Below are 19,258 nucleotides of genomic sequence, written 5' to 3'. Positions count from 1 at the left end.
CCCCTCATGGAACTGATCCCGATCGCCGTGGCCGCCCTCGCGGTCGCCCGCCTCACCCGGCTGGTGACCAGCGACCGCATCACCGAAGCACCCCGGAACTGGGCCCTGGCCCGCCTGCCCGACGGGCACCTGCTCGCCTACCTGGTCGTCTGCGACTGGTGCGTGTCCGTCTACACGGGCGCCGCCGTGGCGGCCGCGGGCGCGTGGGCCGGCGCCTGGTCGTGGGGCTGGGCCCCGCCCGCCGCCCTCGCATTCAGCTACGTGGCCGGGTGGCTGGCCAGCAAGGAAGGTGAGTGATGGGCATCCTGTCCAGGCGCCGCAAGGAGCCACAGCCCGCGGTACGGTCCGTGGTCGCCGCGGCGCAGCCGATGGCCGGCCCCGGGGTCCGGCGCGCCCAGTCCGCCCGCGCGCCGCAGACGACGGAGGCCTGGCAGAAGGAAGCCTGGTATCACTTCGATGCGATCGGCGAGGTTCGTGGGCCGCTGGTGTGGATCGCGAACGCGGTCAGCCAGGCGGACGTGCACGCCACCGACATCGACCCGGACACGGGGAAGCCGACGGGGCCGAGCGATGACGCGCGGGCGCAGGCGATCGCGGCTCAGGTGCTGGGCGGGCCAGCCAAGCGGGCCAGCCTGCTGAAGGTCGCGGCGCTGTGTTGGCAGGTCGCAGGCGAGGTGTGGATCATCGTCCGGCCGACGCCCGCGCGGGCGGGCGTACCGCAGCCGGATGAGTGGCTCGTGCTGGCGTCCAGCAGGGTCAAGCCCAAGGGATCCGGGGCGGACATCCGCTGGACGTACCGCTCGCCGCTGACCGGCGCCGACGTGGAACTGGAGCCGGAAGCCAGGCTGTTTCGCGTCTGGTCCCCCCACCCGGAGGACCCGATCAAGGCCGACTCGGCGATGCGGCCCGCGCTGCCGATCTGCCGCGAGATTGAGAAGTCGTCGCAGAACATCGTGGCCCGGCTCGACTCCCGCCTGGCCGTCGCAGGCATCCTGTTCCTCGCCGAGGAACTGGAGTTCCCCCTCGGCGACCACGACACCACCACGGCCGCGATCCTCGACGTCCTCCTGGAGGCGGCCGAGACCGGCATCCGGCAGCCCGGCACCGCCGCCGGTGTCGTCCCGATCGGCGTCACCGCCCCCGGCGACCTGATCGCCAGTGATGGCATGGCCAAGCTGGTCGACTTCGCGACCGAGATGAACGCGCAGGTACTGGAGCTGCGGCAGGACGCGCTGCGCCGCCTGGCCGCAACCCTGGACATGCCGAAGGACGTGGCCGAGGGCACGCAGGGCGAGTCGAACCACTGGTCGGCGTGGCAGGTCGAGGAGTCCACCTACAAGATCTTCATTGAGCCGCTGCTCCAGGCCATCGGCGACGGCCTGACCACCGAGTGGTACCGGCCCGCCCTGATCGCGGCCGGGGTCACCGACACCGCGGGCGCAGAACGGAAAGAGCTGGGCTGGGACACGACGGCCATCGTCGCCCGCCCCGACGACCGCGAAACCCTGGAGTCCGCCTACGACAAGGTCCTGATCTCGGACGACTACTGGCTGGCCGAGTCGGGGCTGCCCGAGGACGCCAAGCCGGACCCGGAGGAGCGGACCCGGCGCCTGCTGGAGAAGTGGGTGTCTGGCGCGCCCACGCTGCTCGCGGACCCGGCTGTTGCGGCAGCGCTGGGTATCGAGGTCACTGTGGACCCGGCGGCCGCGGGTGTCGCAGGCGCGGGCGCAGGGGAGATCGAAGGGTCGCAGGCTCCGGACACTGTGCGGTCGCTGCCGACCAGGCAGGCCCAGGAGCCCGAAGCTGACGCGGTACCGGAGGGCCTGGTGGCCGCCGCTGAGGTCCTCGTGCGCCAGGCCCTGGACCGCGCGGGCGGGCGGCTGCTCACCAACCAGAACCGCGGCCAGTTCAAGGGCACCCCGCGGCACGAGCTGTACATGCACATTCGGCCCACCAGCCTGGACGGCATGGTCGAGGTCCGGTTCGCGGACGGCGTGGCCGAGGCGTTCGGCATTCGTCCCGCCCGGCTCCACCAGACGCTCACCAAGTACACCGAGGCATGCCTGGCGACTGGCCGGCCGTTCTCTGTGGCGGACCTCCACGTGGCGCTGGAGGGCCTGCGGTGACCGTGCCCCCGGACGAGCATCTGCCGGCCCGGCTGCGCGCCGAGGCGTTCATCCGGCAGGGCGAGGAGCGCGTAGGCCGGGTGTGGTTCCGGTCGCTGACGCGGTTCCTGGACCGGGTGCGCCCGTCGGTACGGCAGGGCGGCGGGATCGACCCGGCGCGGGTGTCCGACCACCAGCCGTTCTGGACCGAGCAGGTCGACGTAGAGGTGATGCCGGTGGTGTCCGGGATCCTCACGACCGCGTTCCGCCGCGTCCGCCCGAGCGGGCCGGCCGAGGACGACGCCTGGGTGTCCGACTACCTGAACCGCGCGGGGAACCGGATGCGCGGCACCCCGGACGAGGTGTACGGGCTGATCGTCGCCGAGGTGGAGCGCGGCATCCGGGAGCAGCAGGGGATCCCGGAGATTGCACAGGCTGTGGATCTGGTGCTGACGGCTTCGGGTTCGGACCGGTGGCCGAACCGGGCGCGCACAGTGGCGCGCACGGAGACGCTGGCGGCCGTGAACGCGGGGGTGTTCCGGGCGGCCGAGCTGGACGCCCAAGCCCGCGGCGACGTCGCGCCGTTCAAGGTGTGGCTGTCGACGGCGGATCGGAGGACTCGGCCGACGCACCGGGAGGCCGACCAGCAGCGCACGCTGTTGTCGGAGCCGTTCGTCGTGGGCGGCGCGCAGCTGCTGTACCCCGGGGACCCAACGGGCCCGGCGCAGGAGGTCATCAACTGCCGCTGCACGCTGCTGCCGGTGGTGCTGGGTGAAGAGATCGACTGGACCGACAGACAGAACGCGAGAGGTGGCCAGGATGGCTAGGACATGGAGTGCGGTGCTGGCGCGCATGGGCGTGCCCACCGGAGACAGGCGCATCCTGGACCCCGCAGGCGGGTCCAGCCGAGACCTGCCCCTGCCGCTGAGCTGGCAGCGCGAGAGCGACGACGGGCACGGCGGCAGCGTGATCGTGGGCCGCATCGAGACCCTGCGCATGGCCGACGGCATGGTCGTCGCCACCGGGTCCATGATCGACTCGGCCCCGTGGGAGGTCTACGACCAGCTGGAGGCCGGGGTCATCGGCCCGTCCGTCGACCTGGACGACGTGGAGTACGTCCTCGACGACGCCGAGAACCTGATCGTCACCCGGTGGCGGGTGTCCGGCGCCACCCTCGTGGCCATCCCCGCTTTCCCGGACGTGTCCCTCACGCTGGACCCGCTCCCCGCCGAGCCGATGACCGAGCCCGAACCTGCCGTGGCGTACGACGACGCATGGCTGTACGCCTCTGCTGCGCCCGCCCAGCTGCCGCCCGCCGACTGGTTCCAGCGCCCGGACCTGGACCGCCTGACCCCGCTCACGGTCTCGGACACCGGCAGGGTCTTCGGCCACATCGCCGGGTGGGAGACCTGCCACGTCGGCATGCCGGGGTGCGTCACGCCCCCGTCCAGCGCCGCCGGATACGCCTACTTCCACGTGGCGGAGCAGCAGCTCCAGGACGGCAGCACAACGCCCGTGGGGACGCTCGTGGCCGGTCCCCGGCACGCGGATGCGCAACTCGCCTACAGGGCCGCACAGGAGCACTACGACGACGTGGACGCGGCAGTGGCTCGGGTCGTGGCTGGGGAGGACGAGCACGGCATCTGGGTGGCTGGCTGGATGCTTCCCGGGGCGAAGCCGGAAGCAGTGGAGGTGTTCAAGTCGAGCCCGGTGTCCGGGGACTGGCGCCGTGTGGGCGGGGCGCTGGAGCTGGTGGCCGTCTGCTCGGTCAACACCCCGGGCTTCCCCATCCCGAAGGCCCGGGTCCACTTCAGCGTCGGCAAGCAGCTGGCGCTCGTGGGCGCGTTCGGCATCACCCCCGTGGCCGGGGAGCTGGCCGACGCCAAGGCACCCGAAGCCACGTTCACTTTGACGACCGACCCGGAGACGGCGCGCGCCCGCTGGGCGTGGACCGTCGCCCGCATGGAGAGGAGCGCCTGATGGGATGCGCGTGCAACAAGGGCAAGCAGGCCATGGACTACCTGATCACCTACTCCGACGGCAGCACCGAGCGGGTCGCCGGGAAGCTCGGTCTGATCGCTGTCCGGCAGAAGATCCTCAAGGGCGGAGGCGGCACCTGGAAGGCCGTCAAGCCTGCGTAACAAGAGCGCGCCGCCGCAAGCCAGGTCACAGGCTTGACGGCGGCGTACTCTCTTCGTAGCACGATGCTGAGCTGTGAGCCGGTCGGGCGACGTGACCTATCCGTCTGCCGACTGTGAGGAGTCGCAGCGATGCCCGAAGAGACCCCGCAGACCCCCGAGACCCCGACCGCATTCGACGTGGCCGGCGCGTCCCTGGAGGACCTGCGTACCGAACATGACCGTGTCGTGGCCCGAGGCCAGGAGCTGTCCGCCTCGAACGAGCCGGACGTGGCCGACGAGCTGATCGAACTCGCCGCCCAGCTTCCGGTGCTCGCCGCTGCGATCACCGAGCGGGAGACCGCTGCGGCCAACGCGCAGGCCGCGCGCGACGCGTTCGCGTCCGCCACCCCGGCCACGCCGCCCGCTGCTCCGGCTGCCGAGCCCGCGGTGGAGCCCGCCGCCCCGGCCGCGCCTGCTGCGCCCGTGTCCGTGTCGCAGATGGCGGCGCAGACCCCGGTCGTACCGCCCGCCGACACTCCCCCGGCACGCCGCGGCGTCACCGCCCACCTCATGCCGCACTCCGCTGGCCTCCTCCAGCGAGGCGTCAGCGAGGAGTTCGCCGGCCTCAACGAGATCTCGGAGACCCTGCTCCGCAGCCACCAGGCTCTCGGCAAGCGCGCGTCCGGCGCCTACGGCGTGGCCCAGTTCCAGCGGCACCGCAACCCCGAGCTGGTCATCGGCCCGAAGGACTCGGGCAACGAGACGATGCGGAAGATCCGCCAGGCCCGCAACGAGTTCGGCATGGACGGAGGCAACCTCCGTACCGCCGTGCAGCGGCAGCTGGACAAGGGCGGCAGCCTCACCGCGGCTGCTGGCTGGTGTGCCCCGTCGGAGAACGACTACGAGCTGTGCACCAACTGGTCCGCCGGTGTCGGCATCCTCGACCTGCCGACCGTCACCGCGACCCGCGGCGGCATCAACTACACCGACGAGCCGACGTTCGCGACGATCTACGCCAACGCGATCGCTGCGGGTGGCGGCTCGAACCTGCTCACCGAAGCGCAGGTCATCGCCGACACGGTGAAGACCTGCAGCGAGATCCCGTGCCCGACGTTCGAGGACCGGCGCCTGGACGTGGCCGCCCTCTGCATCCGCGTCAGCTTCCTGCAGGCGGCCGGGTTCCCCGAGGTCGTCAACGCCTGGACGGACGGCCTGCTCGCCTCGCACGAGCAGGAGATCAACCGCAACATCATCGCCCAGATCCTGACCCGGGCTGGCGCCGCCACGGTGTTCGCGCACCCGGACCCGGAGCCTGCGGGCGGTCCGGGCGACTCCTTCACCTCCTCGGTCCTGGCCGCGGTGGAGCTGGCGCGCGAAGACCTCATGTACCGGTACATGCTGCCGCGCAACAGCACGATCGAGGTCGTGCTCCCGTTCTGGGTGCTGGCCCAGATCCGCGCGGACCTGTCCCGCCGCAACGGCGTGGCCCTCCTCAACGTCAGCGACGCTGAGATCGGCAGCATGTTCACGCTGCGCGGCGCCCGCGTCCAGTTCGTCCGCGGCTGGCAGGACGGTCTCATCACCGGCGGCGCGCTCAACGCCACCTTCCCCGGCGGCGACGCGGCGACCCCGTTCCTCACGTCCCTGCCGTCCACCGTGGACTTCCTGGCGTGGCCGGCCGGTTCCGTCGTCCTCACCCGCCAGGACGTCGTCACCCTGACCAACGTCTACGACGCGGCCAGCCTGTCGGTCAACGAGTTCACCGCCCTGTTCGCGGAGGAGGGCTACGCGCCCCTCTTCCCCTGCGAGGGCCAGCGCCTCTACACCGTCGCCGGTTGCGTCGGCGGCATCACCGGGGCCAACTCCATCAACTGCGTGGACGAGACCCCGTAACCCTCCCTGAGACCGGCGGCCCCGCATGTCGTCCCTGCGGCGGGGCCGCCCCCTCAGATCGAAAGGAGGGACAGCATGGGAAAGATCATCGACAACCGGCAGCTGGTCGACGCGCCCGGCGCGCTGCGGCAGCGCCGCTACGGCCTGTTCGACGTCGCAACACGGCTCCCGATGGACCGGCACATCGTCGCTGCGGGCCTGCAATTCCTGACGGACCACTGCGGGCCGGCCGAGCTGTACGACCAGACCTGCGCGGACAGCCCGGTCAAGCCGTACACCGAGGGCTCCGACCTGATGGGCGCGGACCCGTTCTGGGTCATCGTCCGCAAGCGGTGCGGCTCCGTCGGGCGTACGCCCGAGGAGATGGTTGCGGCCGCCCGGTCGCAGCTGGACGCGCAGGACCAGACCCGGGTGGAGGACGTCGTCTGGGACGGCGGCGGCCTCGCTTCCATCGACGCGGCCGACACCCTGACCGGCTCGGGCGCGACCGTCGTCACGCCCCTGGTTCCGGGCGCCGGTGCCGCGATCGCGGCGCTGGAGAACGCGGCCTACCAGGTCTACGGATACCGAGGCGTCATCCACGTCAACGTCCAGGCCGAGGGCGCGCTCAAGTACGCGGGTGTCCTGGACCGGCTGGACGCTGGTGTCTGGCGCACCGCGATGGGCACCGCCGTGTCCATGGGCGCCGGCTACGACATCACCGGGCCGGCCGACGCTGCGCCCGCGGCCGGGTTCGTGTGGGCGTTCATGACCGCCCCGGTTTTCGAGTGGTCCATGGACGTGGCCCAGCCCGAGGCGACTCGCACGCTGGACCGGTCCCTGAACCAGTGGGATGTGGTGGCCGAACGCGTCCACGCCGTGGCGTGGGAGTGCCCCGAGGTGTTCGCCGTTCAGGTCCCGATCGCTGCACCGGCGACCGCTGCCACTCCGGCGGTGCCGTGATGGGTGACCGCTACGACGACTGGGTGAGCATCCTCCCGGCCCACGGAACGGCCGCTGAGACCGCGCAGCTGCTCCTGGGCCTGGCCGAAGACCCGGCCGACGTCCGCACCATCCGGGGCGGCGCCGAGTTCCTGGTGGCCCCGCACGTGGGCGACCTGTACGAGAAGGCCCTGGCCCCCAAGCCCAGGCGCCGCACCAAGAAGGAGGACACCAACGATGGCAGTTGACTGTGTGTCCATGCTGCGGGGCCGGATGATGCGGCTCACGAAGCTGGACGAGTGCGGGGCGCCCGTGGAAGGCGCGGGGTCGACCGTGACCGCCAGCGCCTACGTGAGCGGCACGTTCACCCCGAACTACCAGGACCCGACCGAGGTCACCGTCCTGGACGCGGCGGGCAACCTGTGCATCGACGACCGGTCACGGGTCCAGCTCCGCTGGATCGACATGTCGCTGATCATCTGCACCGTCGACCCGACGCTGATCAACATCATCACGGGTGACCCTCTGGTGGTCGACGACGCGACGCCCACGCCGAACACCGTCGGCTTCCGCATCGACACCGACCTGTCCGGCACCGCCTCGTTCGCGGCCGAGTTCTGGTCCGACGTGGCCGGCCAGGCCTGCGACGTGAACGGCTTCCCGAAGTACGGGTACTGGCTGTTCCCCTGGGTGAAGGACGCGCAGTGGGGCGAGTGGGTCATCCAGAACGGTGAGCTGACCATCACCCTGACCGCGCGCGCCGTGATCGGGTCGCAGTGGGACGTCGGCCCGTACGACATCCGCCGCGACTTCACCACCCCGGCAACACTGGAGCCGCTGCTCACGCCGATCGGCCCGACCCAGGCGATGCACTTCCAGACGACCACGGCCCCGCTGCCGACGGCCGCCTGCGGCGCCACCGCGCTGGTCATCCCGTGACCTGTGGGGGCCCGGTGCTGCCGGGCCCCCACCCACCCCACGATCAGCCCCTGAAGGCGGCGACATGACGACACCCCCGGGGCCGTGCGAGTGGCCCATCGACACATCATGCTGCCCCGGCTGGGACGAGTACTCGCCCGAGGTGCAGGCCGCGGCCACCAGCTGGGCGACGTTCATCCTGGACGCACTCACCGGCCGGCAGTTCTCGCAGTGCCCGGTGAACTACCGGCCGTGCGGTCCGCGCTGCCAGGGCGGCGGCGGGTACATGACGTGGCCCGTGTCCTCGCCCGGTGTGGGCTCGGCAGCGGGCCCGTGGATGGTGCCGTGGATCGACTCCGGGATCTGGCGGAACTGCGGCTGTGCGGGCGGCTGCTCGTGTGAGGCGAGGTGCGAGGTTCCGTTCCCCACGTCGGTTGCTGCAGTCGACGAGGTCCGCATCGACGGCGTGGTCCTCGACCCGTCCGCCTACCGGCTGGACTCCTGGCGCGGCATCCCCCGCCTCGTGCGCACGGACGGCGACTGCTGGCCCCAGTGCCAGGACATGAACGTGGGCAGCGACGACGCAGGCTCGTTCGTCATCGTCTACCAGCCCGGCCGCCTCCTCCCTCCGGCCGGCCAGATCGCCGCCGGGGAGCTGGCGTGCGAGTTCGCCAAGGCCTGCGCGGGCGCCGAGTGCGCGCTGCCGCAGCAGCTGGCGTCGCTGTCGCGGAACGGGGTGGAGGTGACGGTGGCCGACCCGGAGCAGCTGTTCGACAACGGCCTGACCGGCATCGCGAACGTGGACCTGTTCATCCGGGCGGTCAACCCGCACAAGCGGGCTGCCCGGACTCGCGTGTCGTCGCCTGACCTGCCGCGGGGGAGGTTCGTGTGACGCACGTCCTGACCATCGCCCAAGCCCTGCTCGCCTGCCTGCAGAACGCGTTGGCCGCGCCGCACATCGCACCAATCGCGCCGGAGTACGTGATGCTCCGCGGCGGCGCAGAGGTAACCCCGCTCCTTGGCACCGGCGATGACGAGTGCTGCCGCGGTCTGGGCTGGGTCCGCATCGCCGGGAAGTCCGGCCTGCTGGAGATCAACGACCCGGGCGGCAACGGCCTCGACGGCTGCTTCCGCCAGCGCCGTGTCGTCACCCTCGAACTGGGCACCGCCCGCTGCGCCCCCTCCGCGCCCGTCTCCGGGGTTCCCACGGAAGACCAGTGGGCGCAGGCCGTCACCCTCATGGACGCCGACAGCGGCGCCATGGAAGAGGCCGTGTGCTGCCTCGCCGCCATGCGCGACGACCTGCGCCTGGGAGACCTGGCCGTCCGCGAGTACACCCCGTTCGGCCCGGACGGCAACTGCCTGGGCGCCACCATGCTGATCGACATCGACACGAACGTCTGCTGCTGAGGAGCCACCCATGACCCGAGCAAAGAAGGACACGCCCAGTCGCGTGGCCCGCGTGCGCGTACGGACCTCGTTCGACCTGCTCCGCCGGGGCCAGGAGCACGAGGTGGCCGTGGACGACTACGTGGAAGGGCTGCTGACTGCCGGCCTGGTGGAGATCGTGGAGTGGAGGGAGCCGGAGCATGGCGAGACTGAGACTGGACCGGGCGGCGCTGAACCGGCAGTTGACGGCGAGCCGACGCCGGAAGGGTGACGACGTCGCCCGCCGGGTCGTGAACCGGGCCAAGGTCCTGGCGCCGGTCGACACCGGCCGGCTGCGCGCCTCCATCCGTATGGAGTCCCGGCGCACGTTCACGCTGAAGACGGTGTGGACCGTGGGCTCGGACGTCTACTACGCCCCGTACGTCAACGACGGGACGCGGCCACACGTGATCCGGCCGAAGACCAAGCAGGCGCTGCGGTTCAAGGTAGGCGGCCGCGTCGTGTTCGCGCGGGTCGTCAACCACCCCGGCACGCGCCCGCAGCCGTTCCTGGACCGGGCATTGCGAGAGGTCGCTCTCGCGGAAGGCTTCACCGTGCGGACCAATAGGTAGCGTGAATCTCATGGACGACACCAAGACTTTCAAGATCCAGCTGAAGGGCAAGGCGTACGACTGGGCGCCCATCACCCCCGCACAGCTGGAGCGCATGCAGCTGGTCCTCGCCATGGACGCCAGCTCGGAGCGGATCCTCCGCGTCATCACCCGCATCGTCGCCGCCTCGGCCGGTCCGGAGCAGTGGGAAACGTTGTCAGACCGCATCGTCGACGGAGAGATCGGCATGGACGACCTGGTCGAGCACCTCCACAAGGTGGCGCAGCGAATGGCCAAGGACACCAAGGCACGTGGGAAGTAGTGACGCGGTCCTGATCTCCCGGGAGCCGGTCGAGGTAGTCCTCGCCGGCGCCCGCTTCCTGCTGCCCTACGCACCGGCCGGCCAGTGGATCGTGCAGCTGGAGTGGCTCGACACCCTCGCCGCTCGCATGGCCACCCCGGCGGACCGCGAGGTGATGACGGACCTCATCCTCGACCAGCCGAACGGCCGCGACATCCTGCGCAACGTCTCCCGACAGCTGCTGTCCGCAGTGTGCCGCCGCCCCTGGTGGGAGGCGTACCGGCTGCTGGACTTGTCCGTCAGCCCACAGGGCCTCGGCCACCTCGCGCTGGCCGGCATGCGCCCGTGGGAGTGCGCTGTGGGCGAGTGGTGCGCCGCCACCTACGCCCTCTACACCCGCGACGCCGACGACAAGAGCCGGCTGCAGTTCGACTTCCGCCTGTCCATTCCGCCTCGGGACCACCGGGACAACGGCTGGGGCGACGAACGGGGCGACGACCCCGAGGAGATCGAGAGGGCCATGGCCAAGATGACCGGAGGCGGACGTGGCATCACAGGCTGACATCGACCTTGTCATTTCCACAGCGGGCGCGCTGCCCCGGCTGGAGCGGGACCTGAACCGCATCATCACGACGGCGCAGGGCGATGCCGAATCGATCGACCTGCAGGCTGGGCTGCAGGCGCAGCGGTCGCTGCGCCGCCTCGACTCGCAGCTGAACACGCTCATCACGCAGGCCGGCGCCGACGCCGACCCGGTCCAGGTGCAGGCGTTGATCGACCAGCAGCGCGCGGTCCGGGATCTGCAGCGGCAGGTGACCACGGTCATCACTGCGGTCAACCGGTCGGACGTGGACCCGGTCACGCTCCAGGCGGTGCTGAACGCGCCGCGCACGATCGCCACCGTGGGCCAGGATCTGCGGCGTGTGGTCGCGACCCTGCAGGCGACGGACCCTGAGATCACCATTGACGTGGACGTGGACGAGCCGACGATCCGCCGCCTGGCGGGCACGCTCGGCCGCCTTAGCTCCGGGGCCCGTACCGCGGGTGCGTCGGTCGGGAAGCTGGGCGCCAGCGTCGGCACCCTCGCGGTCGCTGGAGTCGCTGGCGCCAAGGCCCTGGCGGCTGTGGTGGCCGCAGCGGAGCAGCTGGCCCCGGCTGCAGCCATCGGTACGCAGGCGCTGCTCGCGCAGAAGATCGCGGCGGCCACGCTCAAGTTGGCGCTTGTCGGCGTGTCGGACGCCATCGAGCAGGTCTTCGACCCGGAGGCCGATCCGAAGGAGCTGGAGAAGAGTCTTAAGCGGCTGGCGCCCGAGGCGCGGAAGGTGGTCGAGGGCCTGCGCGGGATGCGGGGCGAGCTGGTCAAGATCCAGCAGCAGGTGCAGAACACAGTGTTCAAGGACTTCGACGAGGTCCTCGCGCGGCTGGGCCGGTCGGTCCTGCCGCAGGTGCGCCGCACCCTGCTGACCACAGCTGGCACGTTCAACGAGATGGGCAAGTCTGTGGCGGCCGCGGCGCAGGAGCTGTCCACGTCCGGCACCCTGGGCAAGGCGCTGGACGGGGCGACGAAGGGCCTGAACAACCTGCGCAACGTGCCGGCCGCGCTGACCACCTCGTTCGGCCAGCTGTCCGCCGCCGCGGCGCCCGCGTTCGACAAGCTGACGCGCCGGATCGACACTGCCGTGGCTGGTCTCGCCGAGCGCATCAACCGGGCGTTCGAGACGGGCGATTTGGAAGCGAAGATCAACGCCGCGTTCTCCACTCTGGGCCAGCTGTTCCGCTCCGTGGGCAACATCCTCGGCGGCATCCAGAACATCTTCCAGGGCCTGACCGCGGACGGCCGCGGCCTGTTCGACATCCTGGAGTCCCTGACCCAGGCGTTCGAGGACCTGACCGCCTCGGAGGAGTTCCAGCTCATTCTGTCCGAGCTGGCCAAGACAGCCGACACCCTGGTCGCGCAGGTCCTGCCGTTGCTGCAAGAGGCGTTCATCCAACTCGCCCCTGTGATCGCGATCCTGGCGCCGGTCGTCCGCGACTTCCTGACCGCCGTCGGCCCCGAGCTGATCCCCGTCCTGCAGGAGCTGGGCCCGATCCTCGTGGACCTGGCGCTCATCATCAAGGACCAGCTGCCTCTGGCGATCGAGCTGACCAAGGCGGCGCTCGGCGCGCTGGTCATCGTGCTGCAGGGCGTGCGGTTCGTGCTGGAGGAGCTGGTCCTGCCGGCCTCGCGGAAGGTCGCCGAGTTCTTCAACTCGCCGTTCGCCAAGGCCATCCGGGATATCTCCGCGACGATCGGTTCGTTCTCGCTGAACGCCATCAAGAGCTTCAACGAGCTGGCCAACGCGGTCGGCCGGAACATGGGCACCGCCGCCACCAAGGTGTCCGACTTCAGCAGCCGCATGCGGACCGACTTCGTGACCGGGATCTCCAGCGCGCTCGGCCAGAGCCTGCGCAGGTTCGATGAGTTCGGATCGCAGATCGCGCAGGCATTCAAGAGCCTGGGCCCGACCATGTTCGGCATCGGAGCCGACATCATCCGCGGCCTGATCGGCGGTCTCCGCTCCCAGCTGGACCGGCTGATCAGCGTGGCCCGCGGTATCGCTGACGCGATCAGCCGCACGATCGACAGCGCACTGGACATCAACTCCCCGTCCAAGGTGACGTTCAAGGATGGCGTCTTCGCAGGCCGCGGGCTTGAGCTGGGCCTGCTGAGCCGTGTGCCGTCGATCCGCAACGCGGTCGAAAAGATGCTGAGCCCCATCGTGGGGATGGACGGTCTGGCAGTGGCCCCCATGATGGCCGCCCCCGCGGCGCCCACGGTCAACGTGTTCGTGGGCAGCGACCAGCTGGACGCCCGCACCGACTACCGGATCGACACTGCCTTCGCTGCCCGAGACAAGATCCTGACCCAGGGGGTGCGCCGCTTTGGCTGACGGCATCGTGTTCCTGACGGCCGACTTCACGGCCTCGCCCGGAACCCAGACCACGGCAACCGTGGAGCGGGGCCTGTCCGCCACAGGCCCGTGGACGTTCCTCGACAACGTGACCCTGCTCAACCAGGTGGGCGTCTACTACGACACCAGCGCGCCGCTGGACACTCCGGTCTGGTACCGCTGGACCGGAGTCCCCGCAGCGACCATCGTGCAAGGCCCGTTCACCGAGGTGTCGGACGGAACGGTCCTGCTGAAGGACCCCCTGCGCCCGTGGGCCAACTTGTCCTTCAGCTTCTGCGAGACCATGCAGCAGGCCCTCAACGACATCTGCACCCCGTCCGGACCCCAGCTGATCTGGGGCCCGTGGGGAGATGCGACACGGGCCGTGGACGCCACGTTGCCCGAGCTGTACGGGGCCGAGCGCCCCGCGGACATCTTCGGCCGGCGCAAGAACCGCGAGTCGTCGTTCACGTTCCTGTCCAAGACGCTCGCCGCCCGCGACCAGGTCCACGCCCTGTTCACCGCGGGCGGCCCGCTCCAGATGCAGGCGCCCGTCGCCTACGGCTGGGAGGACTGCTTCGTCCAGCCCTTCGACCTGACCGAGAACTGGATCCACCCCGACCAGCGCAAGCCATACCGGCTGTGGTCGGCTGCCTTCCGGATCGTCGACCGGCCGATCGGCCCCGCGCAGGGCACCGCGTGCGCGAACTGGTGCGCCGTGTCGGCCGCCTACCCCACGTACGGGGCGCTGGCTGCGACGGGGTTCACGTGGGCGCAGGTCGCCGCTGGAGCTGCCGGGGGCGCCGGATGCTGACCAGCACCCTGGACTACAAGAACGCCATCTGCCGGCCCCACAAGCGGGCGTTCTTCACTGACCTGTACAGCGGGGACGGCACGGTCCTCGCCCGTGACGTGCCCGTGTTCGGGGGCGATATCCGGGCGAACCTGGCGCAGCGCGTGACCCGCTCCGGGACGTTCACTGTCGGACCGGAGTGGTACTCCGAGGACCCGACCGCGCCGCTCTCCCCGTACCAGACCGTCGCCCGCATCCGGGCCGGCATCCGCTACGGCAACGGCAGCACGGAGACCTTCCAGATCATCGAGGGCCGGGTGGGCACGGTCACCCGCAACGCGGACGGCTCGGTCACCGCAGCCGTGGCGGACCGGGCGGCCGACGTGGTGGCCGCCCCGTTCGAGCAGCCGAGGAACTCTGACAACGTTTCCCTGGTGGCCCAGTCGGAGCGCCTGATCCTGGAGGTTCTGCCTGACGCCACGTTCGGTCCGCACGATGTGGCGGACGCGCTCACCCCGAAGCTGACGTGGGACTCCTCCCGTGGCGACGCCCTGGACCAGCTGGCTGGCGCGCTCGGCGCCCGCTGGTACCAGCTCGGAACCGGGGCGTTCGTCCTGCGCCAGTACCCCTACGACACGGGCGTGGTCGTCGCCCGGATCGTCGACAAGCGCTCCGACACCGAGGGCCTGCTGTTCAGCGCGACAGCCAGCGTGACCCGGGACGGCGCCGCCAACTCGGTCGTGATCATCGTGGAACGCGCGGACGGCGGAGCCCCGTTCCGCGTCATCGCCCGAGACACCTCCCCCACGTCACCGACCCAGTACGGCGACCGCTTCGGCCGCATCAGCAAGCCCATCAAGGTCCAGTCCCCACTGACCGAGGGCCAGGCGCTGACGATGGCACGCGCGGAGCTGTCCGCGTCCACCGCGCTGGCGTCGCAGTGGACCGTCACCTGCCAGGCCGACTACACCCTGGAGCCCGCCGACACCGTGTTCTTCAGCTCCCGGGGCGTCGACTCCACCCAGCTGATCGACTCCATCACCTACCCGCTGAACGACACCAGCCCCATGACCATGACGACGCGCGGCCGGGTCCAGCCCCTGGCCACGGTCCAGTAGGAGGAGAGGACGCGTGGACGAGACCCAGTGCTTCGGGATCCCGTACCCCGAGTGCGCGCCGCCGCTCACCAAGGACGCCTCGGATGTCGAGCAGTTCCGGGACCTGGCCTTGGAGGTGGACAGTGCGGTGCAGGCGCTGGCCGACCGGACGACCGAGTACCTGACGGCCCCGGACTCGGCCTGCATGTCCGGCGGCCTCACAGCGGCTGGCCGCATACAGGATCTGCCTTTCAGCGCCAGCGTGTTCGACAACGCGTCCATGGTGTCCATCCCTGACGGCCGTCTGCGGATCCGATCCGCGGGCTGGTACATCATCGGCGGCTGGGTGCGTGGCACGTCCGGGGTCGCGGCCGGCATCGGCATCCGTATCCAGCCGACCCTGAACGGGGACCCGTTCGGCGGCGGCCGCCACGGTCCGGGCCGGCCGACGTTCGCCGCAGCGTCCGCCACAGACGACGTCGCGTGGGCTATCTCCACCTTCCTGAACGTGGACGACCTGCTCGGCGCCCGCATCAACCACTCCGACTCGGCAGCCCTGTCCGTCACCTACGCCCATCGCATCTGGGCCACGAGGATCCTCGCCAATGTCTAATCCCCCGCCGCCTCCGTTCAACATCAACCCGGGTCCGGTGACCAACGGGCGTATCGGAACCGTGGTGGAGGCCACCCCCAACAGCATGTTCGTGGACGTCGGCGGGACCGTGGTCGAGGTCGCTTTCCTGCTGCCGTTCACGGCCACGGCCGTGTCCCCGCCCGCGGTCGGCACCATCGTGTGGGTGGCCCAGCAGGACTCGTCCTGGGTGTGCGTCGGCCGGCTCGTGGGCGCAGGCTCCAACGCGGTGCTGAACCCCTCGTTCGAGGACTCGCCGCCCGGGGCCGAGCCGGTCAACTGGTTCACCGCGGACGCCTCCGGCTCCAGCGTGGCGACCGTGGTGGACGTGCCGGACGCCCCGGACGGGGACCTCGCGGTCCGTGTCTACTCCGGGCAGTCCTCCGTCCACGTCGTGTACTCCAGCCCGATCCCGGTGGCGCAGGGCGAGCAGTGGTCTCTGTCGGCGCGGGTGGGCGGCGACTACTCCGGCGGCCCGGAGACAGCCGACGCAGGCTTGATCGCCCTGTGGTTCGCCAACGCCACGGACCTGTACCCGACGACCAGCGCAGCGGACACGATCGCGGCCACGTCGAACGACGTCCCCACCCCGCCGCCGTACCGGACGATCTTCGGCACGGTCACGGTGCCGGCACTCGCGCCGTTCATGCGGGTCGCGCTGCGGTCCACCCTCGCCGCAGACCAGGCGCTCATCTGGGACAACGTGATTGCGAGGAAGGTCTGATGCCAGCCAACACCCCGCGCGGGTACCCGTACCCGCTGTACACCGACCCGGCGAACTTCACCACGCAGGTCGGGAACTTCGCGACCGCCGTGGACACCGACGTCCAGGCGCAGGCCAACCGGATCAGCGGCGCGCTGAACTACCCGTCCGTCCGGATCAGCGCGACCGCGAACCAGTCCATCGCGATCAGCACGGACACCTACGCGACGTTCGCGACCGAGGACTACGACAACGACTCGATGGCGAACCTCGGCGTCAACAACGACCGGATCACCTTCACCACCGCAGGGATCTACCTGATCTCCGCCGAGGTCAACTTCGTCAACAACCTGAACGCCACGACCAACGGCCGGGCCGTGGTCCTGGTCTCCAGCACCCTCAACGAGATCGCCTGGAACAGCCTGCGCGGCACGACGGCGGCCGACACGGAGGAGACACTCCCCTACCTCCACCAGGCGACGGCAGGCGAGTTCCTGCGCGTGCGCGTGCGACACAACTCGGGTGCCGCGGTGAACATCAGCGCCCGGTCCCTCTCCGCAACCCGGGTGGCGTGATGGCGACGACGACTCCGAACCGGCTATACCCGTACCCGAACGCGGCCGGTGACGCGAACGACGTCCCGGCCGATCTGCAGGCGCTGGCCGAGGCCATCGACACCGACGTCTGCAACCTCTACCTGGGCGTGGTGGGCCGCCCGGTCGCGCGCGTCCGGGGCACCGGCGCTTTCCAGTCCCAGTCCGCGGCAGGCATCGGCGGCAACACGATCAACCGCGTGCCGTGGGACACGATCGACTTCGACCCGTTCGGCCTACTCGAACTCCAGGACCAGACACCCGGACAGCGACTGATCCGCATCACCCAGCCCGGCTACTACATGGCGTTCGCCAGCGTGCAGATCCCGACGTTCACCACGGCCGGCGTCACCGTCAACTACCTGCGCTGGCAGCTGCGGCAGGGCCTCAGCTCCTCGCCCGCGACGCTCGCCACCCGCCTGTCCGGGCACAGCAACAACATCCCGACGAACGCCGACGACGGCAACGTGAAGGTCCTGACGACGGCTGCGGGCGCGTTCTTCAACGGCACGACCCACAGCTACTCCGTCGAGTTCCAGGCCGTCACGTCCCCCAACACGCCCTCGTACCCCATCAACGAGCGGACCCTCACCATCATGCGGATGACCCAGTCCTGAGGAGGACTCATGAAGACGTACCTGAAGAGACTCGCGTTCGAGGTGGGCGGGGTGTTCGCCGGTTCTCTCGCCGCGAGCGCGGCAGCCGCCGAGGTGTTCAATGCCCTGACGTTCGACTGGGGCAACGCCCTCACGGTGGCCGGGTCGCTGTCCACCCTGGCCCTGCTTAAGGGAGTGGCGGCCCGGTTCGTGGGGGACCCGGAGAGCCCGAGCCTTACGCGCTGACGTCGGCGACGAATGACCCCATGCCTGGGGTGGTGACCAGCAGCCCTTCCTCGCGGAGGGCTGCTGTCGCTTTGCGGACGGTGCCGCGGGCCACCCCGAACTCGGCTTCCAGCTGGACTTCGGAGACGAGGGCGCGGGGTGGCAGGGTGCCGTCGGCGATCCGGGCGCGGACCGCGTCGGCGATCTGCTGCCACTTGGGTTGGGTCGGGTCGAAGTCGGTCATGTGATTGACAGTACGTATCAGGGCACATGCGGACATAGAGATACGTAGCCATGGGTATGCATAGACAGGGGTGTACAGCCCTGTACACCCCCGCTACGGTGGGCAACGAAAGACCCCCGCGACCGTGTCACCGGCCCGGGGGTACGGACGACACCCACCAGGAGGTCTCGTCATGGCCGAGACTACCCATCCGCCGGCCGCCCGGAAAGGGCAGCAGCAGATCAGCGGACCGTGCAGCCTGCGCGAGTGCCAGTACTGCCAGCCTGGCGACGTGGTCACCCGCTACGGGGACGTGGCACTGACGATCCGTTGCGACCACGCCTGCCACCGGAAGGGCCGCCGGTGAAGTACTGCTCCTACTGCGACCGCCCCATCGAGGGCGACGCCACTGCGATCGACGACGACAGCGACAGCCGCAGCCACGTGCCGGTGTACTGGCACGCCGACCCAGCAGAGTGCGGGCCACGCGTCCAGCCGCTACCGGGCCCGGAGCCGACGTCTCCATACGCGCCCGTGACGGACGCCATGCGGAACTGGTACGCGCGACAGCCCCGCCCCTGATCCCCTGCCCACCATGTTCACGGCGGACCATGGCGGGCAGGAGCCCATGAGACCCCGGCCGGCTAGCCTCCGGCCGGGGTTTCGCTTACGAGCAGGGCGAGGGACATGTCGAGCGCGCGGGCGATCTGTAAGAGATCGCCATAGGTCGGGTCCCGGTCGCCGGCTTCGTATCGTTGGATGCTCCGTCGGTCCATACCGATGACGGCGGCGAGCTGGTCTTGGGAAAGGCCGACGGCTCGGCGATGCGTCATGATCCGCCGGCCGAGAGCCCTGCGCTGGTCTAGGACCCAGTCTGGCAGTGGCGTTCTTCGGGTTGGCACACGTCAAGGCTTCGCGGCGATGATCGTTTGAAGCAGTACCCAAGTGGTCGCATTCGCATGGCGGACCGCCATGCGAGAGCCCGGCTCCGGTGAGGGGGCCGGGCTCTCGTGGTTACTGATACGTCGTGGGGTGTTGTTCCAGCCGGTCAGGGCTGGTGTTCCGTTCCGGAAGCGTTCCGGTCGGGGCCCGGATTCCGGAGTCCTTCCGTATGTTCAGATGCCGCCATGAGACGCGTTGGGATACGTCGGGATGCCTTCCGATGCAGGTCAACCGGGCTGCAGCCCGCCGACCAGGTCAGGCGCTTTCCGCCTGGAACATCCAGGCGTG

At 70.2% G+C, this 19,258-nt stretch carries 26 protein-coding genes; 24 read left to right on the top strand and 2 right to left on the bottom strand.

Annotated features, from left to right (window positions below; all coding sequences use genetic code 11):
- Window positions 1-6: 6 nt before the first annotated feature.
- The 23 genes from ACGFZF_RS36755 (at window position 7) to ACGFZF_RS36645 (ending at window position 17,826) form a co-directional block, all read left to right on the top strand.
- Window positions 7-297 (top strand): hypothetical protein, encoded by a 291-nt coding sequence (locus ACGFZF_RS36755; RefSeq protein WP_393561576.1) that lies wholly within the window; start codon window positions 7-9, stop codon window positions 295-297.
- Window positions 297-2,126, top strand: a complete 1,830-nt coding sequence (locus ACGFZF_RS36750) for a hypothetical protein (protein WP_393561575.1) — start codon at window positions 297-299, stop codon at window positions 2,124-2,126. Before ACGFZF_RS36755 ends, ACGFZF_RS36750 begins: the two co-directional genes overlap by 1 nt.
- Window positions 2,123-2,932, top strand: a complete 810-nt coding sequence (locus ACGFZF_RS36745) for a phage minor head protein (RefSeq protein ID WP_393561573.1) — start codon at window positions 2,123-2,125, stop codon at window positions 2,930-2,932. The genes ACGFZF_RS36750 and ACGFZF_RS36745 overlap by 4 nt, the downstream gene beginning before the upstream one ends.
- Complete coding sequence (locus tag ACGFZF_RS36740; protein WP_393561571.1) at window positions 2,925-4,085, top strand: hypothetical protein; 1,161 nt, start codon at window positions 2,925-2,927, stop codon at window positions 4,083-4,085. Before ACGFZF_RS36745 ends, ACGFZF_RS36740 begins: the two co-directional genes overlap by 8 nt.
- Window positions 4,085-4,246 carry a hypothetical protein gene (locus ACGFZF_RS36735; RefSeq protein WP_393561569.1) on the top strand — a complete coding sequence of 54 codons (162 nt, stop codon included), beginning with the start codon at window positions 4,085-4,087 and terminating at the stop codon, window positions 4,244-4,246. Before ACGFZF_RS36740 ends, ACGFZF_RS36735 begins: the two co-directional genes overlap by 1 nt.
- Before the next feature lie 129 nt (window positions 4,247-4,375).
- Complete coding sequence (locus tag ACGFZF_RS36730) at window positions 4,376-6,118, top strand: major capsid protein (RefSeq protein WP_393561567.1); 1,743 nt, start codon at window positions 4,376-4,378, stop codon at window positions 6,116-6,118.
- A 75-nt stretch (window positions 6,119-6,193) separates the two neighbouring features.
- Window positions 6,194-7,060, top strand: a complete 867-nt coding sequence (locus tag ACGFZF_RS36725; protein ID WP_393561565.1) for a hypothetical protein — start codon at window positions 6,194-6,196, stop codon at window positions 7,058-7,060.
- Entirely contained in the window at window positions 7,060-7,287 is a 228-nt protein-coding gene (locus ACGFZF_RS36720) for a hypothetical protein (RefSeq protein WP_393561563.1), read from the top strand. The genes ACGFZF_RS36725 and ACGFZF_RS36720 overlap by 1 nt, the downstream gene beginning before the upstream one ends.
- Window positions 7,277-7,978 carry a hypothetical protein gene (locus ACGFZF_RS36715; RefSeq protein ID WP_393561561.1) on the top strand — a complete coding sequence of 234 codons (702 nt, stop codon included), beginning with the start codon at window positions 7,277-7,279 and terminating at the stop codon, window positions 7,976-7,978. The genes ACGFZF_RS36720 and ACGFZF_RS36715 overlap by 11 nt, the downstream gene beginning before the upstream one ends.
- 64 nt (window positions 7,979-8,042) lie before the next feature.
- Window positions 8,043-8,849: a hypothetical protein gene (locus ACGFZF_RS36710; protein ID WP_393561559.1), complete on the top strand. Its 807-nt coding sequence runs from the start codon at window positions 8,043-8,045 to the stop codon at window positions 8,847-8,849.
- Window positions 8,846-9,367 (top strand): hypothetical protein, encoded by a 522-nt coding sequence (locus ACGFZF_RS36705; RefSeq protein ID WP_393561557.1) that lies wholly within the window; start codon window positions 8,846-8,848, stop codon window positions 9,365-9,367. Before ACGFZF_RS36710 ends, ACGFZF_RS36705 begins: the two co-directional genes overlap by 4 nt.
- A gap of 10 nt (window positions 9,368-9,377) precedes the next feature.
- Window positions 9,378-9,617 carry a hypothetical protein gene (locus ACGFZF_RS36700; RefSeq protein ID WP_393561555.1) on the top strand — a complete coding sequence of 80 codons (240 nt, stop codon included), beginning with the start codon at window positions 9,378-9,380 and terminating at the stop codon, window positions 9,615-9,617.
- Window positions 9,547-9,957 (top strand): HK97 gp10 family phage protein, encoded by a 411-nt coding sequence (locus tag ACGFZF_RS36695; protein ID WP_393561553.1) that lies wholly within the window; start codon window positions 9,547-9,549, stop codon window positions 9,955-9,957. The genes ACGFZF_RS36700 and ACGFZF_RS36695 overlap by 71 nt, the downstream gene beginning before the upstream one ends.
- Window positions 9,958-9,967: 10 nt before the next feature.
- Window positions 9,968-10,258: a hypothetical protein gene (locus tag ACGFZF_RS36690; RefSeq protein ID WP_393561551.1), complete on the top strand. Its 291-nt coding sequence runs from the start codon at window positions 9,968-9,970 to the stop codon at window positions 10,256-10,258.
- Complete coding sequence (locus ACGFZF_RS36685) at window positions 10,248-10,799, top strand: hypothetical protein (RefSeq protein ID WP_393561549.1); 552 nt, start codon at window positions 10,248-10,250, stop codon at window positions 10,797-10,799. Before ACGFZF_RS36690 ends, ACGFZF_RS36685 begins: the two co-directional genes overlap by 11 nt.
- Complete coding sequence (locus tag ACGFZF_RS36680; RefSeq protein ID WP_393561547.1) at window positions 10,783-13,167, top strand: hypothetical protein; 2,385 nt, start codon at window positions 10,783-10,785, stop codon at window positions 13,165-13,167. The genes ACGFZF_RS36685 and ACGFZF_RS36680 overlap by 17 nt, the downstream gene beginning before the upstream one ends.
- Window positions 13,160-13,981: a hypothetical protein gene (locus tag ACGFZF_RS36675; protein WP_393561545.1), complete on the top strand. Its 822-nt coding sequence runs from the start codon at window positions 13,160-13,162 to the stop codon at window positions 13,979-13,981. The genes ACGFZF_RS36680 and ACGFZF_RS36675 overlap by 8 nt, the downstream gene beginning before the upstream one ends.
- Window positions 13,975-15,078 (top strand): hypothetical protein, encoded by a 1,104-nt coding sequence (locus tag ACGFZF_RS36670; RefSeq protein WP_393561543.1) that lies wholly within the window; start codon window positions 13,975-13,977, stop codon window positions 15,076-15,078. Before ACGFZF_RS36675 ends, ACGFZF_RS36670 begins: the two co-directional genes overlap by 7 nt.
- A 13-nt stretch (window positions 15,079-15,091) precedes the next feature.
- Window positions 15,092-15,670: a hypothetical protein gene (locus tag ACGFZF_RS36665; protein WP_393561541.1), complete on the top strand. Its 579-nt coding sequence runs from the start codon at window positions 15,092-15,094 to the stop codon at window positions 15,668-15,670.
- On the top strand, window positions 15,663-16,412 hold the full coding sequence (locus ACGFZF_RS36660) for a hypothetical protein (RefSeq protein ID WP_393561539.1): 750 nt from the start codon (window positions 15,663-15,665) through the stop codon (window positions 16,410-16,412). Before ACGFZF_RS36665 ends, ACGFZF_RS36660 begins: the two co-directional genes overlap by 8 nt.
- Window positions 16,412-16,966, top strand: a complete 555-nt coding sequence (locus tag ACGFZF_RS36655) for a hypothetical protein (protein WP_393561537.1) — start codon at window positions 16,412-16,414, stop codon at window positions 16,964-16,966. The genes ACGFZF_RS36660 and ACGFZF_RS36655 overlap by 1 nt, the downstream gene beginning before the upstream one ends.
- Window positions 16,966-17,601, top strand: a complete 636-nt coding sequence (locus ACGFZF_RS36650; RefSeq protein ID WP_393561535.1) for a hypothetical protein — start codon at window positions 16,966-16,968, stop codon at window positions 17,599-17,601. Before ACGFZF_RS36655 ends, ACGFZF_RS36650 begins: the two co-directional genes overlap by 1 nt.
- A gap of 9 nt (window positions 17,602-17,610) precedes the next feature.
- Entirely contained in the window at window positions 17,611-17,826 is a 216-nt protein-coding gene (locus ACGFZF_RS36645) for a hypothetical protein (protein ID WP_393561533.1), read from the top strand.
- Here the strand turns inward: ACGFZF_RS36645 and ACGFZF_RS36640 are convergent.
- A complete protein-coding gene (locus ACGFZF_RS36640) occupies window positions 17,816-18,049 on the bottom strand; it encodes a GntR family transcriptional regulator (protein WP_393561531.1) in 234 nt (77 codons plus the stop codon). The two genes, ACGFZF_RS36645 and ACGFZF_RS36640, sit on opposite strands and share 11 nt — an antisense overlap.
- Window positions 18,050-18,221: 172 nt before the next feature.
- Here ACGFZF_RS36640 and ACGFZF_RS36635 point away from each other — a divergent pair, with 172 nt between their 5' ends.
- On the top strand, window positions 18,222-18,395 hold the full coding sequence (locus ACGFZF_RS36635) for a hypothetical protein (protein WP_393561529.1): 174 nt from the start codon (window positions 18,222-18,224) through the stop codon (window positions 18,393-18,395).
- Window positions 18,396-18,672: 277 nt separating this feature from the next.
- Here ACGFZF_RS36635 and ACGFZF_RS36630 read toward each other — a convergent pair whose 3' ends face one another.
- Window positions 18,673-18,930 carry a helix-turn-helix domain-containing protein gene (locus tag ACGFZF_RS36630; protein ID WP_393561527.1) on the bottom strand — a complete coding sequence of 86 codons (258 nt, stop codon included), beginning with the start codon at window positions 18,928-18,930 and terminating at the stop codon, window positions 18,673-18,675.
- Between the last annotated feature and the right edge of the window lie 328 nt (window positions 18,931-19,258).

It is taken from the genome of Streptomyces sp. NPDC048338 (assembly GCF_043201055.1).
Lineage (GTDB): Bacteria > Actinomycetota > Actinomycetes > Streptomycetales > Streptomycetaceae > Streptomyces.
Note: the sequence above shows the minus strand (reverse complement) of the source record. Positions and strands in the feature narration are given on the sequence as shown.